Below are 15427 nucleotides of genomic sequence, written 5' to 3'. Positions count from 1 at the left end.
CTCCCTGCAGCCCTTACTCCACCGGTACGCCGGTCACCGTGCCGCCTTCGATCAGAGCGCCCAGTTTGCCGCGCAGGGCGCCGGGGTTGTTGACCAGCGTGTGCACCGCGCTGTCAAGCCCCGCCTCAGTCGCGCCGATGACGAGCCATGTCGGGGTCGTGTCGCCGCTGCCGGTCGCGGTGGCGAGGATCGCTCCTGCGCCCGACGCGTCGGTGCCTTTGCCTTTGTAGGTCAGCCCGGTCATCCGGTCCCCGTTCACCGCCGCATACAGACCCGACCGCTGCGGCGAAGCAAACAGATCGGCGATGTTCGACTGCCCGCTCAGTTCCGACCACGTACCGACGAGGACCGTGTTCGTCCCCGCCGCCATCAGATCCTGATTGCCGTACGCGGCAGTGCTCACATTCCCGGCACCTGCCGCCTTCAACGCGCTCGCCACCCGGCTTGCTTCCTCCGCGTGACCGGCACCGAAGTAGACTACCGTGCCCGGCGTCGCTCCGTTGTACCCGACCGTGAACGGACGGGGATACGACCCGATCACCGCAGACAGGGTGCTGCCGCTCCCCGACCAGTCATGATAATCCCACCAGACCTCGTCGCCGCTCTTCGCCGCATACGTGTCCGATCCCACCGCCGAGATGCTGCCGTTGACGTAGTAGAACCAATCCCGCTGTTTCCGGGTAAAGATCGATCTGTCCGTATAGCCCGACTTGGTCCCGTTGATCGAGTTGACAAATCCGCCGCCGTACTCCGTCTCGATCTCCAAATGTTCGCGCATCACATCGAGGACCATCTGATCCTTCGTATAGCCGACCGACTGCGAAAACACCCCGTGCTTGCCAAAATTCTCCGTCACCGTCAGCTGATACTTCCCGGCGATCTGCTTCTCCGGCTGCGCAGAACCGCCGTTGCCGGAAGTCGCTCCCCCGCCGTTCGCAGCCGAACCGCCGCCATTCGCAGCCGAACCGCCTCCCTGACCGGAAGTCGCTGACCCGCCACCGACCGACGAAGCGTTTTTCTTTCCGCCCGGCTGGTTCGACACCGGCGTATTCGGATCGGTCGCCCCAGCTTTCTCCTGCGCGGCCTGCTTCGCCTTTTCCTCCTCCGTCAGCTCTTGGTTTTTTTGTTCCGCTTCCTTCTGCTCCGCTTCTTGCTCCGGCAGTTCGACGACCTGCTCCGGCAGTTGTTCCGAGCGTTGCGTATCCGCGTTTTTCTCCGTCCCGCATCCGGTCGCCGCCGTCACCAAGGCAAGCGCAACGAAAAATCCAAGCCCTTTTGCCAATTTCATCGCCAGTTCCTCCTTTGCCCGCTTTGGAAAAAGAGCGAGGCTCACTCACGCGAGGAGCCCCGTCTTCCATCCCTTATCTTACTTCACGTCGTACTTGCTGAGAACGTTGACCAACGCTTTTGCCGCTTCGGCGCGTTTGACCGTCGCTTGCGGACGGAACGTGCCTTCCGCGTCGCCCTTCATCAGACCGTTTTGATACGCGGTCAGCAGATACGGAACCGCGTACTCCTTCACGCTCTCCCGGTCGGAGTACGGCAGCAGCATTTTGGTGTTCGACGGTTGCAGACCTGCTGCACGCACCAGCACGACGGCCAGTTCTTCGCGGGTCAGTCCTTGCTCCGGCTTGAACAGGTAATCGGGAGCTTGCAGATCGCCTGCCGCATAGCCGTTCATGTAGCCTTTGTACGCCACGTTTTGCACATAGTCTTTGAAGAGATGCGTCGAGCCGACATCCATAAATCCGCCCTTCACACCAAAGTTCAGATCACCGCTCAGCGACAGGATCTTCGCCAGCTCGCCTCGGCTCACCGAACGACCCGGAGCAAAATGGCCTGCGCCGTCACCGATGACGATGCCTTTGTCGGCCAGTTGCTGAATCGATGCGGTCGCCCATTCATACCCTGCGAGATCGGTAAAGGTGTTGGTTTGCCACGCAGCCAGCACCTGCACGTCGCCGGAGCGCAGCAGGAGCGGCGTGCCGTCGGTGTTAAACTTCTCGACGGTCAGTTGTGCGAGACCCGCATGTGCCAAGGTGATCTGCGCCACGCCGTTGGCATCGGTGACAAACGCAGCTTCGGTGTTTTTCAGTTTCACCGTCGCGCCTTCGACGTTGACCGTGGTCACCGTCGGGTTGAACTCTGCATCATACGTGGTCTGCTCCGCCGTCACTTTCACTTCGAACGGAACGCCCGCCTTGACGTATTTGGGCATCTCCACCTGCGGGTAGAGCGTCTTTTCCCAATCGTAGAAGCCCCAGACGATCTCATCGCCCGATTTGATTTCCGCCGATTCCGCGCCGACGCCCGGCGCTTTGCCGTTGACCCAGACGCCCCAGCCCATGTTGGCGGTCGGCTTTTTCTCTTGATAGGTGCCGACTTGCTTGACATACACGCCGTACGCCGTGGTCTCGGCCTTGTAGTCGAGATGCTCCATGCGAGCGATCTGCACCAGCGCGCCCATCGCCGTCGGCTTGTCGAGCGCGACCGACTCGCCTGCCGTGTTAACGTACGAGCCCGCGCGCACCGGCAGCCAGGATTCTTTCACATCGTCGCCAAGACCGACGAGTCGGACTTTTACATACGCGGTGTCCTCGGCTGCCGACGCGCTCACAGCCGGGACCAGCAACGAGATGATCAGCATCATGCAGACCATCCAATTCATCCATTTCATCTTCATACCCGAGTTCGTTCTCCTCTCCATTTCGACGAAAACAAAAAAACTTCCAAACCAAAGGCGGTTGGAAGCGTTATTCTCCGGACACAGCAGACACCGGGCACAAAAAACCCGCGTCGCTCTACCCGAACTCTTCCCGCCGAAGGGTCCTTGGGTGCGGCATCCAAAACAGGTCTCCTGGCTCACGGCTCCAACCGGTCGTCCGCCCCTTCTCATGCCGCTGCGGGCACAATGGGTGAAAACGCGAACGCCGTAACCGTTTACAGTAGCGGGGGCTGCAGCGGATTTGCACCGCTTTCCCTCGTCATGGAGGCTACCACTATAAAAGTAAATTCCTCAATCAGTGTATCAAACCCCTGCCGTTTCCACAATTGGTTGACAGAAAAAAACCGCCTGTTTGAAAAAACAGGCGGTGAAGGGTCCGATCTTATTGCTCCTCGTAGCGCTCGAAGCGCAGGTGCGGCACAGCACCGAGCGGCAGAAAGGCCGAGCGGCCGTTGATCAAGGAGTGGTCGATCAGCGAGTTGTAGCTATGTACGAGATCGAGCACCTTTTTGAAGTCTTCGTCGGAGTTGAAGTTGCCCTCCATCTGCACTTCAAACAGGCTCATGGCAAATTTGCGGTCGGCTTTGGCTTTGTTCAGCGCGTTGTTGAGCTTTTCGACCATCTCGGTGTTGCCAAGCGCTTCCATGCCTTTCAGTTCGACCGTAAACGCGCCGATTGCAAAGTTCGTAGCGGCGATGGCCGCTTGGATGACCATGTATTCCTGGCTGCGAAAAATTTGTTCCGTCAACATAGGTGGCACCTCTTCCCTATCCAATGAATTACCTTCATCTTACAAGACGCGGGAGAGGAGGTCAAACTACATGGTCAGCGAGTAGCCGCCGTCGACGAGCAGCGTCTGCCCGCAGATCATCCGCGCTTGGTCGGTGCAGAGGAAGAGCACCGAGTTTGCGAGGTCGTCCGGCGTGATCATCCGGCCCGCCGGGGTGCGGTCGATGGCATCTCGGATCATCTCGTCGCGGTTCGGGAAGTGCTTGAGCGCGTCGGTGTCGACCGCAGCACCGGAGACGGCGTTGACGACGATGTTCTTCGGAGCGAGCTCGACGGCGAGGTAACGGGTCAGCGACTCCAGCGCGGCTTTGGAGACGCCGACACAGGTGTAGTTTTTCAGCACGTAGCGCGAGCCGAGCGAGGACAGCGACACGATGGCACCGCCGCCGCGGGCTTCCATCAGCGGAGCCGCCTTTTGTGCGAGGAAGAGCAGAGCTTTGGCGTTGATGTCGAGCGTCCAGTCCCAGTGCTTCTCCTCGACTTCCATCGCCGGGATCTGCACGCCGGATGCGGCGTTGGAGATCAGGATGTCGAGGCCGCCCATCACCTCTTGGATCTCGTCAAAGAGCAGGCCGATCTTGTCCAAGTCACCGACGTTCGCCTTGATGATGTGGCATTTGCGGCCGAGCGCTTCGATCTCCGCTTTGGTCTCTTCAGCCGGTTTGCGGTTGCGGAAAAAGTTGATCACCACGTCCGCGCCTTCCGATGCCAAACGCAGCGCAATCGCCTTGCCGATCCCGCGCGACCCGCCGGTGACGAGCGCGATTTTGCCTTCCAATTGACCCATATGTAAATTCCTCCTGTCAGTCCATGATTGTCCACTACGATTCTACCACATCTAAAAATGTGTTGTTGGCACAACGAGTACAACAAAAAACAAGAGACCCACTCCACCCACCAGCACGAAAAAACGGCCCTGCTTTCCAGGCCGTTTCTTTCCGTATCGATGCTACTTCTTCACTTTCGCCAGTTCGGCATCGAGCGCTTTGTTTGCTTGCTCGATCAGGGCCAGCTCTTGCTTTTGATTCTCCAGCATCTTCTCATACGCTTCCTTGATCTTCGCGCTGTCTTTCGCTTCGACGGCCGCTTTCAGTTCGTGGCGGAGGTCTTTGTTGGCTTTGTGCAGGGCGTGGACTTTGTCGAGGCCGGCGTGGATGTCGTAGATGTCCGCTTTCAGTTGCTTTTTCAGCTCTTCGTCGGTCGTGTTCTGCACCGCCTGTTTCAGAGCCTCGCCTTTTTCATGCAACGCCTTGAACGACTGGCGGATCTGCTGATGCCCGTCTTTCAACACCTTCAGGTCGACGCCTGCGTCTTTGATCGCCTGCTTTTGCTCGTCGGTCAGTTGGTGATGACCCTTGTGCACCGGCTCTGTCACCGCTGCATAGGCAAATCCTGTGCCGCTTAGCATCAGACCTGCGATCATCGCGCCCGCGATCCATTTCATCCTCGTCATCTGCATTCACCTCTTGATTGATGTCAAGAAAAGTATTTCCTGCCTCTTCCAATCTTATGAGGCATACTCCTCCCACACCTTCAACCAACGGCTCACCAGATCGGGGTCAAACGGCCCTTCCTGCGCCTCCTGCATCGCGACCAGCTCCGCCGTCGCCTCGGCGATCTTATTCAGCACGTCGGGCGGGTACTGCATCGCATGCGCATGCTCCGTCAACTCTTCCTCATCGACGATCTCGCCGACCCCGTCCTCGCTGACGATCAGATCGACGTCATAGTCGATAAACGTATAGAGCGACTCTCCCTCCTCATACCGGATCGGCGACGCGACGTTGCAATAGTAAGCCGTGCCCGTCTCCCGGCACAGCACCGCCACGTTGTACCACTTTTCCGGATGCACCCAGTAGATCACCGGAAACGGACTCGACCACGACTTGCCGTCGCTCTCCACCACCGGCGTGTCCGGGTCGATCACCAGCACCCCGCGCTCACCCGGCAATTCATACAATTTCACCCAGCGGCGGTGCTCCCGTCCGTCGTGTTTGTAGCTTTGCATCTTCACTTCTCTCATCGGCGACCCTCCCGTGCCAAGATTTGAGGGGTAGCATTCTCGGAGTATCCCTGCTAGACTCATATCTTGTTGACATAAGATCGTAAAAAACAAAAAAAGAAAAGAAGGTGATTCTCGATGTTTTGGACTCTGATGATCGTTGTTGTCCTCGTCGCTGCTCTTCTTGGCTACAGCTACTCCAACACGTTCCGCCCGGTCATCCGTGAAGTCGAGATGACCCTGCCGCAGGGTGGCGGACACGGGGACCTGCGCATCGTGCAGCTCTCCGACCTGCATATGGAACGTCTGTCGATCAAACCGTGCCGTCTGGCCGGCCTGATCCAAGATGCGTCTCCGGACCTGATCGTCATGACCGGTGACTACCTTGACAAATACGAAAACATGGATAAATTCATGAAATATCTCGATGAAATCCTCGCAGTCGGCGCCAAACACGGCGTCTGGATGGTCTGGGGCAACCACGACCACTACCTCGGCGACCGCATCGAAGAGCTGGAAGAAAAGATCCGCGCCAAAGGCGTCAACGTGCTCGTCAACGAAGCAGGTTCGATCCTGCACGGCGACCAGCGTCTGAACATCATCGGCATCGATGATTTCTGCCTTGGCAAATCGGACATTCACCGCTCCTTCCGCGGCGTGGAGGAAGGCATGTTTAACCTCGTGCTCTCCCACGACCCGAACATCGCGCTGCACTTCGAAGAACATCACAAAGTCGATCTGCTGTTGTCCGGCCACCTGCACGGCGGCCAATTCAAGATCCCGGGCGCGTTCAAGCTCTTCCCGATGGGCGAGCTGCCGAAAGCAAACGTGATCTCCGGCCTGCACACCGTCAACGGCAAATCGGTCTATATCTCCGACGGGCTGGGCCAAGCCGGACTCAACGTCCGACTCGGCACCCGACCGGAACTTACCATTCACACTCTGCGCACAGCGTAGGGTGTGTTTTGCATGTCGCCTCTGCCTCTAAAAGATCTTAGAAAGCGGTCGACACATACTTGTACTCGAGGAAGCCTTCGAGGCCGTACTTGCCGCCTTCGCGACCGACGCCCGATTGCTTCATGCCGCCAAACGGCGTTTGCACGGAGATCGACGGCACCGGATCGTTCACGCCGACCATGCCGTACTCGAGGCCCTCTTGCATGCGGATCGCACGGCCGAGGTCACGGGTGTAGACGTATGCCTGCAGACCGTAGTCGGAGTTGTTCGCACGCTCCAGCACTTCTTCTTCCGTCTCGAAGGTCATGATCGGAGCGACCGGACCAAACGTCTCTTCGTTGGTGATCAGCATGTCTTCGGTGCAGCCGCCGAGCAGGGTCGGCTCGTAGAAGTGACCCACTTCGCCCCAACGCTTGCCGCCTGCGAGCAGCTTCGCGCCTTTTTCCAGCGCGTCCGCCACGTGACGCTCGACTTTTGCCAGTGCTTCCGGCTCGATCACCGGACCGACTTCATTGCCTTTCTCATGGCCCGGGCCGACTTTCAGCGCCGCAACCGCTTTCGCCGCTTCCTCTGCGAACGCTTCTGCGATGGAGGAGTGAACATACACGCGGTTGGTGCAGATGCAGGTTTGGCCTGCGTTGCGGTACTTGGAGTTGATCAGGCCCATGACAGCAGCCGGGATGTCCGCGTCTTCGAACACGATGAACGGCGCATGGCCGCCCAGTTCGAAGGAGATGCGCTTGATCGTGTCAGCTGCGTTGCGGTACAGGATCTTGCCGACTTCGGTGGAGCCGGTGAAGGTCACTTTTGCCACGCGCTTGTCGGTGGTGATCATCGTGCCGACCGCGACCGGGTCTTTGGTGGTCAGGACGTTGATGACGCCGGCCGGGATGCCCGCTTCATGCGCCAGTTCCACGAGGCGCAGCGAGGTCAGCGGCGTCTGTTCCGCCGGCTTCAGGACCACGGTGCAGCCTGCTGCGATCGCCGGAGCGATCTTGCGGGTGACCATGTCGGCCGGGAAGTTCCACGGGGTGATCGCAGCGACCACGCCGACCGGTTGGCGCAGCACGGTGATGCGCTTGTTCGCTTCCATCGAGGAGACGGTGTCACCGTAGACGCGCTTCGCTTCTTCTGCGTACCATTGCACGAAGGTCGCGGAGTGAACCACTTCGCCGCGCGCTTCCGGGAACGGCTTGCCGTTCTCCGCGGTGATCAGGTGCGCCAGTTCGTCGCGGTTTTTCATGATCAGTTCGTACCATTTGTACAGGGCCATCGCGCGTTTGTGTGCTTGCGTTTTCGACCAGGTCTTGAACGCGTTGCTCGCAGCGGCAAGCGCTTGTTCCGCATGCTCAAACGTCGCGTCCGCCACGTGGCCGATCACTTCCCCGCTCGCCGGGTTGATGACTTCAAACGTGGATTCGGTTTCGATCCATTCCCCGTTTATGTAGAGTTTGCCGGTAGTCGTTGCAGTCGTCATGTACAACATCCTCCCTTTCATATCGCTTACGCATGTTGGAGCAGCAGCACGCGGCAGCCCTGTTCCCACCAAGAAGTGAGCACAGCCAACCGACCGGTCGCTTTTTCTCCCTCTAATAGGTTCGCATAAGACCCCCGCGAATCCTCCAGGATCTGCAAACATTCTTGCGGAGTCAGCAAAAAATCAAAAAAGTTCTCCGCACAATGCGACAACCGATAGTCTGCCCCGTCAAAGACCAATTCCTGCCCCCGCTGATAATCAAAGATCCCGCCTGCCACGCAAAATGCGCTGTCTTCCTCCGACAGCAACGCGCTTTCCTTCAATTGCGGCAACAGACGCGGATGCAGGCTTTGCATCGCTTTTTTAAAAGCTTCCCCTTCCGCTCCGTCCAGCGCGAGGTGCTCGCTGCCAAACGTCAGCGGCTCATCGCGAATGATCGGCACCGCCGTATAAGACATGCCCGTCCCCTCCCCTCTGTTGACAGCTCCATCACACCATAAAACAAGCGCAGCCCCGTCGGCTACGCTTGTTTCCTTTCCCCGTCCGCTCCGCTCTCTCCTGCTGCTGCAGGCGAGACGACCGCCGGTTGCATCGCCGGGTCCAGCCGGAGCGCGCGCACCGCGAACCGGCTGCGCAGGAAGAGGCGCTCGGCCATCCCCCACACCGACGAGGCGCCCATATAGAGCGCGATCGCCACCGGCGCTTTCCACAGGAAGAACAGCATCACCGGGAACATGATCAGGATCGGCATCATCTTGCCCGCCTGCTGCACCCCTTCGGCGCCTTCCGGGGAGATCATCGGCACCAGCACCCCCGCTGCGCTGAGACCGGCCACCAACAACGGCAGCACATGCGACGGGTCCATCATCCCGAGCGACGACACCCACGGGATCAGCGACGTGGTGATATCGGTGCCAAAGTGGTAGAACACCGCATACACGGCCGCAAAGATCGGCATCTGCAAGATCATCGTGCCCATCATCGAGAACGGGTTAAATTTATGCTCCAGAGTCAGCTTGGCCGCTTCCTCTTTCAGTTTCTCCGGTTTGTCCTTGAACTTCGCCTGCACCTCTTTGTATGCTTTCATAAAAATGCGGTTCTTGTAAGCAAATCTCGCTTGCTTCACCGTGAACGGGAACAACGCGAGACGCACCAGCACGGTCAGCAAGACCACCGCCAGACCGTAGTCATGCACAAACGACTCGATCCCTTCGAGGACCGGCCGCAACAGATTGGCCAAAAACAGTATCGGAGCCCAATTGCTCATGTTTCATCCTGCTTTCTGTGAGTGGGTGATGTTCCCTTATCGTCTGCGAATCACGCGGCCCGTGCCCCGACGGGATGCAGGCGGCGTATAGCTCGGCGACCGGGTCGGCGCAGTCGGCGTGCGATAGGTCGGCGACGTGCGCGGATCCCGGTAGCGGCGGTAGTCGCCGTATCCGGTATAGCTGCCGTGCGGATAGGCGCGCCAGTTGCTGCCAAACATCGTCGAGAGAAACGTGGCCGCGATAAACCCTTGCAAAAAGCTCGGGTCATAGTGCTGACGGACAAACTCCTTCGTGTTGACCTCGACGAGCGCGTCCGTTTTTTTCTCCGGGTCTTGCTGCACATGGATCATCTGGTTCGGGTAGACGAGGAACATCCGCTCCTCGCTGGATTTCGAGATCTCGTCAGGCCGGTCGTTCGCCGCGATCTCCTGCGCCACGTCGGGCACCGTGCGGTTTTCCGCTCGATACACCTTTTGCTGCGTGTCACCGGCTCCCTGCACATCTTCGAGCACATAACGCTCGCGGACCGCCTGCTCCGCCGCATTTTGCGCGCCGCAACCGGCCAGCAGGACGGAGACTGTCAGCACGGCCGCGAGCCCCTGCACACGCTGGACCTTCCCTGTCATGTCGCAAGTACCCCCTTGCTGCCTTTACTCGCTGCCGGCCAGCACGTTCACCTCGTACGGTTTGATCGCCTGTCCGACGCGGATGATGATCTCGCCTTGTTGCCATTCGAACAGCATGAGCCCGCCGCCTTGCGCTTGATGCAGCCACCAGTACACCGGGTCATACTGGGAAAATGCGCTTTTGCCTTGCACCGCCACCGTCGATTCACCGCGCGCGATCTCGTAATAGGCGACGTTTTCAAACACCATCTCGTGGTTGATTTCGTCGGGCTTCTCCAGTCTCGCCTCCAGCGTTTCGAACACCTGCACGCGCGTCGTCTCGCGGTCGTCGACCAGCATATAGCGCGTGTGCAGCCCGTCAAAGAGGACGTAGCCGATCTTGCGCTGCCCGCCGTTGCGGTAGGTGGTGACCCCTTCAACCGTGTAGTCGTTGAGATCATAGCTGACGATATCGCCGACGCGCAGGCTGGTCAGCGTACGCTTTGGCACCGACGTGCCGTCGCCTTGATTGGCTCGCCAGATCCCTTTGATCCGCTCAAAAATGCCCATGAGTGAGTTCCTCCTGCCCTCGAAGTTTCTGTATCAAGGTATACGTCGCTCTGGGCGTTGCGTTTCACTCTTTTTATAGCCTGCACCATCACTCTGTCGGCATTCATCGAACTTTGCCGGGAAAAGCCGGAAAAAATGGACTTGCTCTCAAGGACGAAATACGCCAAGATAGAAGAGAAGATAGGACTAGGTACTAAGACTGTGTGATAATACAACTCAACCGTACAAAAAGGAGTTTTGGACATGAACCAATTGTTAGCCGGTAAAAAGTTCCTGATCATGGGCGTTGCCAACGACCGTTCGATCGCGTGGGCGATCGCCAAGGCACTGCACGGCGCAGGAGCGACGCTGGCCTTCAGCTACCAGGGCGAACGTCTCGAATCTCGTGTTCAAAAGCTCGTCGAATCGACCATGCCGGGCTCGACGATGATCTCCGTCGACGTGACCCGCGATGAAGAGCTGGACTCGGCATTTGCCGTTTTGAAAGAGCAATGGGGCACGATGGACGGCGTCGTCCACTCGCTGGCGTTTGCCAAATCGGAAGAGCTGGAAGGTCATTTCTCCGACACGTCCCGCGACGGCTTCCTGCTGGCACACGACATCTCCGCCTACTCGCTGGTCGCTGTTGCAAAACGCGCAAAAGACCTGATGACCGAAGGCGGCTCGATCATCACGATGACCTACATCGGCGGTGAGAAAGTCATCGGCAACTACAACGTCATGGGCGTCGCCAAAGCGGCTCTCGACCACAGCGTCCGCTACTTGGCAGCCGACCTCGGCCCGTCCGGCATCCGCGTCAACGCGATCTCCGCTGGCCCGATCAACACCTTGGCTGCACGCGGCGTGCGCAACTTCACCTCGATCCTCTCCACCGTCGCGGAGAAAGCTCCGCTGCGCCGCAACGTCACGCAGGACGACGTGGCCAACACCGCGCTGTTCCTCGCGTCGCACATGTCCGGCGGCATCACCGGCGAGACGATCCACGTCGACGCCGGCTACAGCATCATGGGCTAAATCAAAAAGAGAGACGGGCATCTGCCCCTCTCTCTTTTCTTTTTACAATCGAAACCGATCCGGTATCACGTGCGTCGGCACGCGGAGCCGGTACGCACCCTCCCCCGGCTCGTAGTCGATCGTAATCGGATCATCCACATACAGCAGGCTCGCCCGATCCACCACCACCTGCACGCGGTCAAATGTGAACACTTCATCATCGGCCCTCGGTTCATCCAGAACGAGGTTGTAGTCGAAGGTGGCGCTTCAACCGCCTTCCATCTCGATATAAAAGCGCACCGTCACTGTCTCCCCCTCGGGGAGAGCTGTCGTCAACTCCGCCTGCGCACTGTCGCTCAGTTTGATCATCGTCTCACCTCCCTCCTCTTTTCGGATAGTGTGCATCAGCCCGGCACACCCTAACAGGAGGGAGGTGCTGACTGATGTACGTCGGACGGACCATCGACAACCTGCGCGACATTCCGTATGAAAAATGGACCATCGAAGAACTCGCCTACCACCAAGACACCATGAAACGATTGTCCCGCTATCTCAACGATTCCGGTCGTCAGATCTACGACGCCGTCCTAAAAGAGATCGAGTCCCGAGGCGGCTTGCCGGTCTACGGCGGCGACTATGACCACCCCTACTCCGTGACCTATGATTGAATCAAAAAAGGAGCCTGGCGTCAAGCGATGCCAGGCTCCTTTCCGTTATGCAGTTCTTTTGTAAGTATTTACTTCGCAGCCGCCACCGGTTGCTGCGCTTGCTCCGGCTCTGCGACCTTGATCTTGAACAGGGCCAGCGGCATGACCGCCAGCGAGCAGAGGGCGCACATGATGCCGATCGCGAGGAAGCTCATCGAGTTATTGAGCATCGCCGCCGACACAGCGGTCGCCGTCATCAGACCGATATACAGCGCCGACGAGTTGAGCGCCAACACGGTGCCGCGTACTTGCGGCGACAGTTCGGACGACAGAGCGGTGAGCGTCGCCTGCCCGACACCGACAAAGGCAGCCCAGACGATCTGCGCCACAAACGCGCCCCAGAAATTGCCCGTCATCAGTGCAAACGTCAGAACGCCGACCGCGCTCAGCACCGCTGCAAAGCCGATGACCCGCTTTTTGCCAAACTTGTCGGACATGCGTCCGCCAATCGTCGAACCGAGCATCGATGCGGCAGCCGCACACATCGCCACCAGACCGATCTTTTCAATCGCGAGGTTAAAGTTGACCGTGTAGAAAACGCCGACGTATGCAAACATCCCTTGCAGACCGGCCGTCCACAGGAACGTGCCGAGCAGCGCGTAAAACACCGACGGTGTCGAGAAGGCCGTCTTGAACTGCAACTGATACGCCTTCACCGGACCGACCGGGATCGCCCGCGTCGGCGGTGCTTTCGGAATGCCGGCCAGGATGACCAGCATCGCCAGGAAGCCAAGGCCTGCGATCAGCAGGAATGACAGCCGCCACGAACCCAGCCCCGCCAAGAACGTGCCCGCCGGCACGCCAACGATCTGCGACCCGATCATCGCACCCATGACTAAACCCATCGCTTTGCCGCGCTTTTCAAAAGAGAAAGTATCCCCGATCAGTGCAAATACGCTCGGCATCAGCATCGCACCGCCAAGACCCGAGATGCCGCGGTAGATCAGCGACGTGGTCAGGTCGGTCGCCGCAGCGGTCAACGCCGTGCCGACAGCAAAGACGAACATCCCGAGCAGCATCATGTTTTTGCGGCCCCATCGGTCCGAGACCGGGCCAAACAGCGGAGCGGACAGACCGTAGAGCAGGCCGTACGCCGTCACCAGCAGACCGCCCAGTTCCAGCTCCATTCCGAGGTCCACGGCGATGGCCGGGACCAGCGGACCCACCACCAGCGCGTCGAGCCCGACGAGAAACGCGCACAGCGCGAAGATCATCAGCAGTCTCGACTCCGGGGCAGCAGCAGTTCCTTGAGTAGACATGTTCTTGTTGCCTCCTTCAAAAAGTCTCTATCTCATTGAATGAGTAAACAGGCAGACATCAAAGCCGCCTGTGAACCACCTTTGCCGGACATTCATTTCATATATGAAGTTTCGTATATGAAATATCGTCCAAAAAAATTTTTCAGTCCCGCGTGAGATGTTTTTCCAATTTTTCTAAGATCACCTGCAACGACTCCTGCTCCTCGCGCTCCAACGTGCCGAAGCACTCCGCCAGATAGGACGCGTACATCGGTTCGAGATGTTCGCGCTTTTCCCGGCCGAGATCGGTTAAGGAGACCAGCGTCTCACGATGGTCCTCCGGATTTTTCATCGTCTTGACCATCTCGTCTCGCTCCAGGCGCTGGATCATCGTCGTCATGTTGCTCGGCGCACATCCGACCTTGCGAATCAGATCGGACATCGTGGTCACCCCTTGCACCGGGATCCACCGCAACATGCCAAACTGCGTCGGCGTCACACCATGCTCCGCTGTCTTTTTGCTGAAGTTTTTCAGCGAGAGATCATGAACATTGCGCAAAGTGTTATAGATCGATCTCAGCAACTCGAATTCCATAGCGGTTCCCCCCAGAACACGTGCCTGATTCCATTTTAAGGATGGACCTTCCATCCGTCAAGTTTAAAAAGTAAAAGGACCTTTTTAGAAAAAAGGTCCTCTTATGCTTTCGGTTTTTGCTCGATCCAACCCAAGCTGCGCATGACGCGCTTGCGGATCATAAATCCAATGCCGGTCAACAGAATGGCTGCGAGAAACAAGATCAAAGCCAGTCCATGCTCCATATACGAGAACGCGATCCCGACAGAGGCAAACGACCCCATCACGATCAGCACCCACAGGAAGAAGAAAATTTGATATTTTTTCGGCATCGGCGATTGAAACCAGAGAGACATAGTCCTCACCTCCCCTGTATCATACCATCTCATCGGGAAAAAATGTAGCATCCCTGACAGTACTGTGCCACAGGAAAGGGTAAAGTAGAAAGAACAGGTCACAGAAAGGATCGATACCTCATGAAGATACTGATCGTCCTCCCGCCCAACCAACCTTCCGGCGGCAATTGGACGTATAGCGGACGGCTGCAGCGCGGCCTTGCGCCGTACGGCATCCAGATCACCCGCAAAGCATTCGAATCTGTCAGCGAGGCTGACTACGCAGCAGCCGATCTCATACACTCTTACAACGCCTACGCCACCGGCCGCCACATCGCGCCGATTGCCAAACGCCTTGGCAAGCCGTTCGTCGTCACGATGACCGGCACCGATGTCAACGAACACCTGACCAACCCGGACACCCGCCCGAGCATGGTCGAGGCGGTCGAATACGCCTCGCGGATCGTCTTCCTCACCGAAGATGCCCGCCAGCGTCTCGCGGCCGCCTATCCCGGTTCCGAGTCCAAATCGCTGGTCGTCAATCTCGGCATCGACCTGCCGCCACGCAAAGGCAAGACGCGGGCCGACTTCGGATTTGGCGAGGAGGAGTTTATCTTCCTGCTTGTCGCCGGCATCCGCCCGGTCAAGCGGCCGCTCGATGCGCTGGAGCCGCTCGCCCGCGTGCACGAACTGCATCCGAACGTACGCTTTGTCGTCGCCGGGCAGAATCTCGATGAAAAGACCTACGCGGAGGTGCAGGAGGCGTTTGCGCGCTATTCCGGATTTGCCCGCTATATCGGCGCGGTCGACTACAGCGAGATCCCTGACCTCTACCAAGCGGTCGACGTGGCGATGAACACCTCCTCTTCGGAAGGCCTCTCCCACGCCCTGCTCGAAGCGATGTCGCTCGGCAAACCGGTGCTCGCCTCTCACGTGCCGGGCAACCGAGACCTGATCGACGACGGCGTCAACGGTTACCTCTACCGCGACGGAAGCGAGCTGACCGAAAAAGCGCTGCTGCTCGTCAAAGACGCCGACTCCCGCGAACGAGTCGCCGCCGGCGGCCTCGCGACGATCCGCGAGCATTTCTCCTTGGCGCGCGAGTTGCAGACGTTCAAAGAGATGTACGAATCGGTGATGGCTCCCACGGTCTGTACGCAGCACTAAAACAAAAACCGCCTGCCCTC

18 protein-coding genes, 1 pseudogene and 1 riboswitch are annotated in these 15427 nt (G+C 58.6%); of the genes and pseudogenes, 4 read left to right on the top strand and 15 right to left on the bottom strand.

Annotated features, from left to right (window positions below; all coding sequences use genetic code 11):
* Nucleotides 1-13: 13 nt before the first annotated feature.
* From OS242_RS11410 to OS242_RS11385, 6 genes are all read right to left on the bottom strand, one after another.
* The gene (locus tag OS242_RS11410; protein ID WP_267151821.1) at nucleotides 14-1288 is read right to left on the bottom strand and encodes a DUF4430 domain-containing protein; all 1275 of its coding nucleotides are present in this window, start codon (nucleotides 1286-1288) and stop codon (nucleotides 14-16) included.
* Nucleotides 1289-1366: 78 nt separating this feature from the next.
* Nucleotides 1367-2683 (bottom strand): S-layer homology domain-containing protein, encoded by a 1317-nt coding sequence (locus tag OS242_RS11405; protein WP_267151820.1) that lies wholly within the window; start codon nucleotides 2681-2683, stop codon nucleotides 1367-1369.
* Nucleotides 2684-2830: 147 nt separating this feature from the next.
* Nucleotides 2831-3019: riboswitch (cobalamin riboswitch) on the bottom strand.
* 88 nt (nucleotides 3020-3107) lie between these two features.
* Nucleotides 3108-3476 carry a hypothetical protein gene (locus OS242_RS11400; protein ID WP_267151819.1) on the bottom strand — a complete coding sequence of 123 codons (369 nt, stop codon included), beginning with the start codon at nucleotides 3474-3476 and terminating at the stop codon, nucleotides 3108-3110.
* 66 nt (nucleotides 3477-3542) lie between these two features.
* Nucleotides 3543-4292 (bottom strand): enoyl-[acyl-carrier-protein] reductase FabL, encoded by a 750-nt coding sequence (gene fabL, locus OS242_RS11395; RefSeq protein WP_267152006.1) that lies wholly within the window; start codon nucleotides 4290-4292, stop codon nucleotides 3543-3545.
* A 171-nt stretch (nucleotides 4293-4463) separates the two neighbouring features.
* The gene (locus tag OS242_RS11390; protein WP_267151818.1) at nucleotides 4464-4967 is read right to left on the bottom strand and encodes a hypothetical protein; all 504 of its coding nucleotides are present in this window, start codon (nucleotides 4965-4967) and stop codon (nucleotides 4464-4466) included.
* 54 nt (nucleotides 4968-5021) lie between these two features.
* A complete protein-coding gene (locus OS242_RS11385; protein WP_267151817.1) occupies nucleotides 5022-5537 on the bottom strand; it encodes a DUF402 domain-containing protein in 516 nt (171 codons plus the stop codon).
* 117 nt (nucleotides 5538-5654) lie between these two features.
* On the opposite strand from OS242_RS11385, the gene OS242_RS11380 reads away from it, so the two are divergent.
* Nucleotides 5655-6473: a metallophosphoesterase gene (locus OS242_RS11380; protein WP_267151816.1), complete on the top strand. Its 819-nt coding sequence runs from the start codon at nucleotides 5655-5657 to the stop codon at nucleotides 6471-6473.
* Nucleotides 6474-6510: 37 nt separating this feature from the next.
* Here the strand turns inward: OS242_RS11380 and OS242_RS11375 are convergent, their stop codons facing one another.
* The 5 genes from OS242_RS11375 to OS242_RS11355 form a co-directional block, all read right to left on the bottom strand.
* Nucleotides 6511-7950 carry an NAD-dependent succinate-semialdehyde dehydrogenase gene (locus tag OS242_RS11375; RefSeq protein ID WP_267151815.1) on the bottom strand — a complete coding sequence of 480 codons (1440 nt, stop codon included), beginning with the start codon at nucleotides 7948-7950 and terminating at the stop codon, nucleotides 6511-6513.
* Nucleotides 7951-7976: 26 nt separating this feature from the next.
* Nucleotides 7977-8408 (bottom strand): hypothetical protein, encoded by a 432-nt coding sequence (locus OS242_RS11370; RefSeq protein ID WP_267151814.1) that lies wholly within the window; start codon nucleotides 8406-8408, stop codon nucleotides 7977-7979.
* Nucleotides 8409-8470: 62 nt separating this feature from the next.
* Nucleotides 8471-9217, bottom strand: coding sequence for a YidC/Oxa1 family membrane protein insertase (locus OS242_RS11365; RefSeq protein ID WP_267151813.1), 747 nt, complete (start codon nucleotides 9215-9217; stop codon nucleotides 8471-8473).
* A gap of 36 nt (nucleotides 9218-9253) precedes the next feature.
* Nucleotides 9254-9844, bottom strand: coding sequence for a DUF4247 domain-containing protein (locus tag OS242_RS11360; protein WP_267151812.1), 591 nt, complete (start codon nucleotides 9842-9844; stop codon nucleotides 9254-9256).
* 24 nt (nucleotides 9845-9868) lie between these two features.
* Complete coding sequence (locus OS242_RS11355; protein ID WP_267151811.1) at nucleotides 9869-10393, bottom strand: DUF4178 domain-containing protein; 525 nt, start codon at nucleotides 10391-10393, stop codon at nucleotides 9869-9871.
* A gap of 243 nt (nucleotides 10394-10636) precedes the next feature.
* Between OS242_RS11355 and fabI the strand changes: the two genes are divergently transcribed.
* Nucleotides 10637-11407, top strand: a complete 771-nt coding sequence (gene fabI, locus OS242_RS11350; RefSeq protein ID WP_267151810.1) for an enoyl-ACP reductase FabI — start codon at nucleotides 10637-10639, stop codon at nucleotides 11405-11407.
* A gap of 42 nt (nucleotides 11408-11449) precedes the next feature.
* Here fabI and OS242_RS11345 read toward each other — a convergent pair.
* A pseudogene (locus OS242_RS11345) lies at nucleotides 11450-11629 on the bottom strand (iron-sulfur cluster biosynthesis family protein); the annotation flags it as partial.
* Between the two features lie 200 nt (nucleotides 11630-11829).
* Here OS242_RS11345 and OS242_RS11340 point away from each other — a divergent pair.
* On the top strand, nucleotides 11830-12054 hold the full coding sequence (locus OS242_RS11340) for a hypothetical protein (RefSeq protein ID WP_267151809.1): 225 nt from the start codon (nucleotides 11830-11832) through the stop codon (nucleotides 12052-12054).
* Nucleotides 12055-12122: 68 nt separating this feature from the next.
* Here OS242_RS11340 and OS242_RS11335 read toward each other — a convergent pair whose 3' ends face one another.
* From OS242_RS11335 to OS242_RS11325, 3 genes are all read right to left on the bottom strand, one after another.
* Nucleotides 12123-13352: an MFS transporter gene (locus OS242_RS11335; protein WP_267151808.1), complete on the bottom strand. Its 1230-nt coding sequence runs from the start codon at nucleotides 13350-13352 to the stop codon at nucleotides 12123-12125.
* Nucleotides 13353-13494: 142 nt separating this feature from the next.
* A complete protein-coding gene (locus OS242_RS11330; RefSeq protein WP_267151807.1) occupies nucleotides 13495-13926 on the bottom strand; it encodes a MarR family winged helix-turn-helix transcriptional regulator in 432 nt (143 codons plus the stop codon).
* 101 nt (nucleotides 13927-14027) lie between these two features.
* The gene (locus tag OS242_RS11325) at nucleotides 14028-14261 is read right to left on the bottom strand and encodes a hypothetical protein (RefSeq protein ID WP_267151806.1); all 234 of its coding nucleotides are present in this window, start codon (nucleotides 14259-14261) and stop codon (nucleotides 14028-14030) included.
* A gap of 120 nt (nucleotides 14262-14381) precedes the next feature.
* On the opposite strand from OS242_RS11325, the gene OS242_RS11320 reads away from it, so the two are divergent.
* Nucleotides 14382-15407 (top strand): glycosyltransferase, encoded by a 1026-nt coding sequence (locus OS242_RS11320; RefSeq protein WP_267151805.1) that lies wholly within the window; start codon nucleotides 14382-14384, stop codon nucleotides 15405-15407.
* Nucleotides 15408-15427 lie beyond the last annotated feature (20 nt).

Origin of the sequence: Tumebacillus lacus (genome assembly GCF_026410385.1) — a bacterium.
In the GTDB taxonomy this organism is placed as follows: Bacteria; Bacillota; Bacilli; order Tumebacillales; family Tumebacillaceae; genus Tumebacillus; species Tumebacillus lacus.
This window is presented reverse-complemented; position numbering and strand designations above follow the sequence as displayed.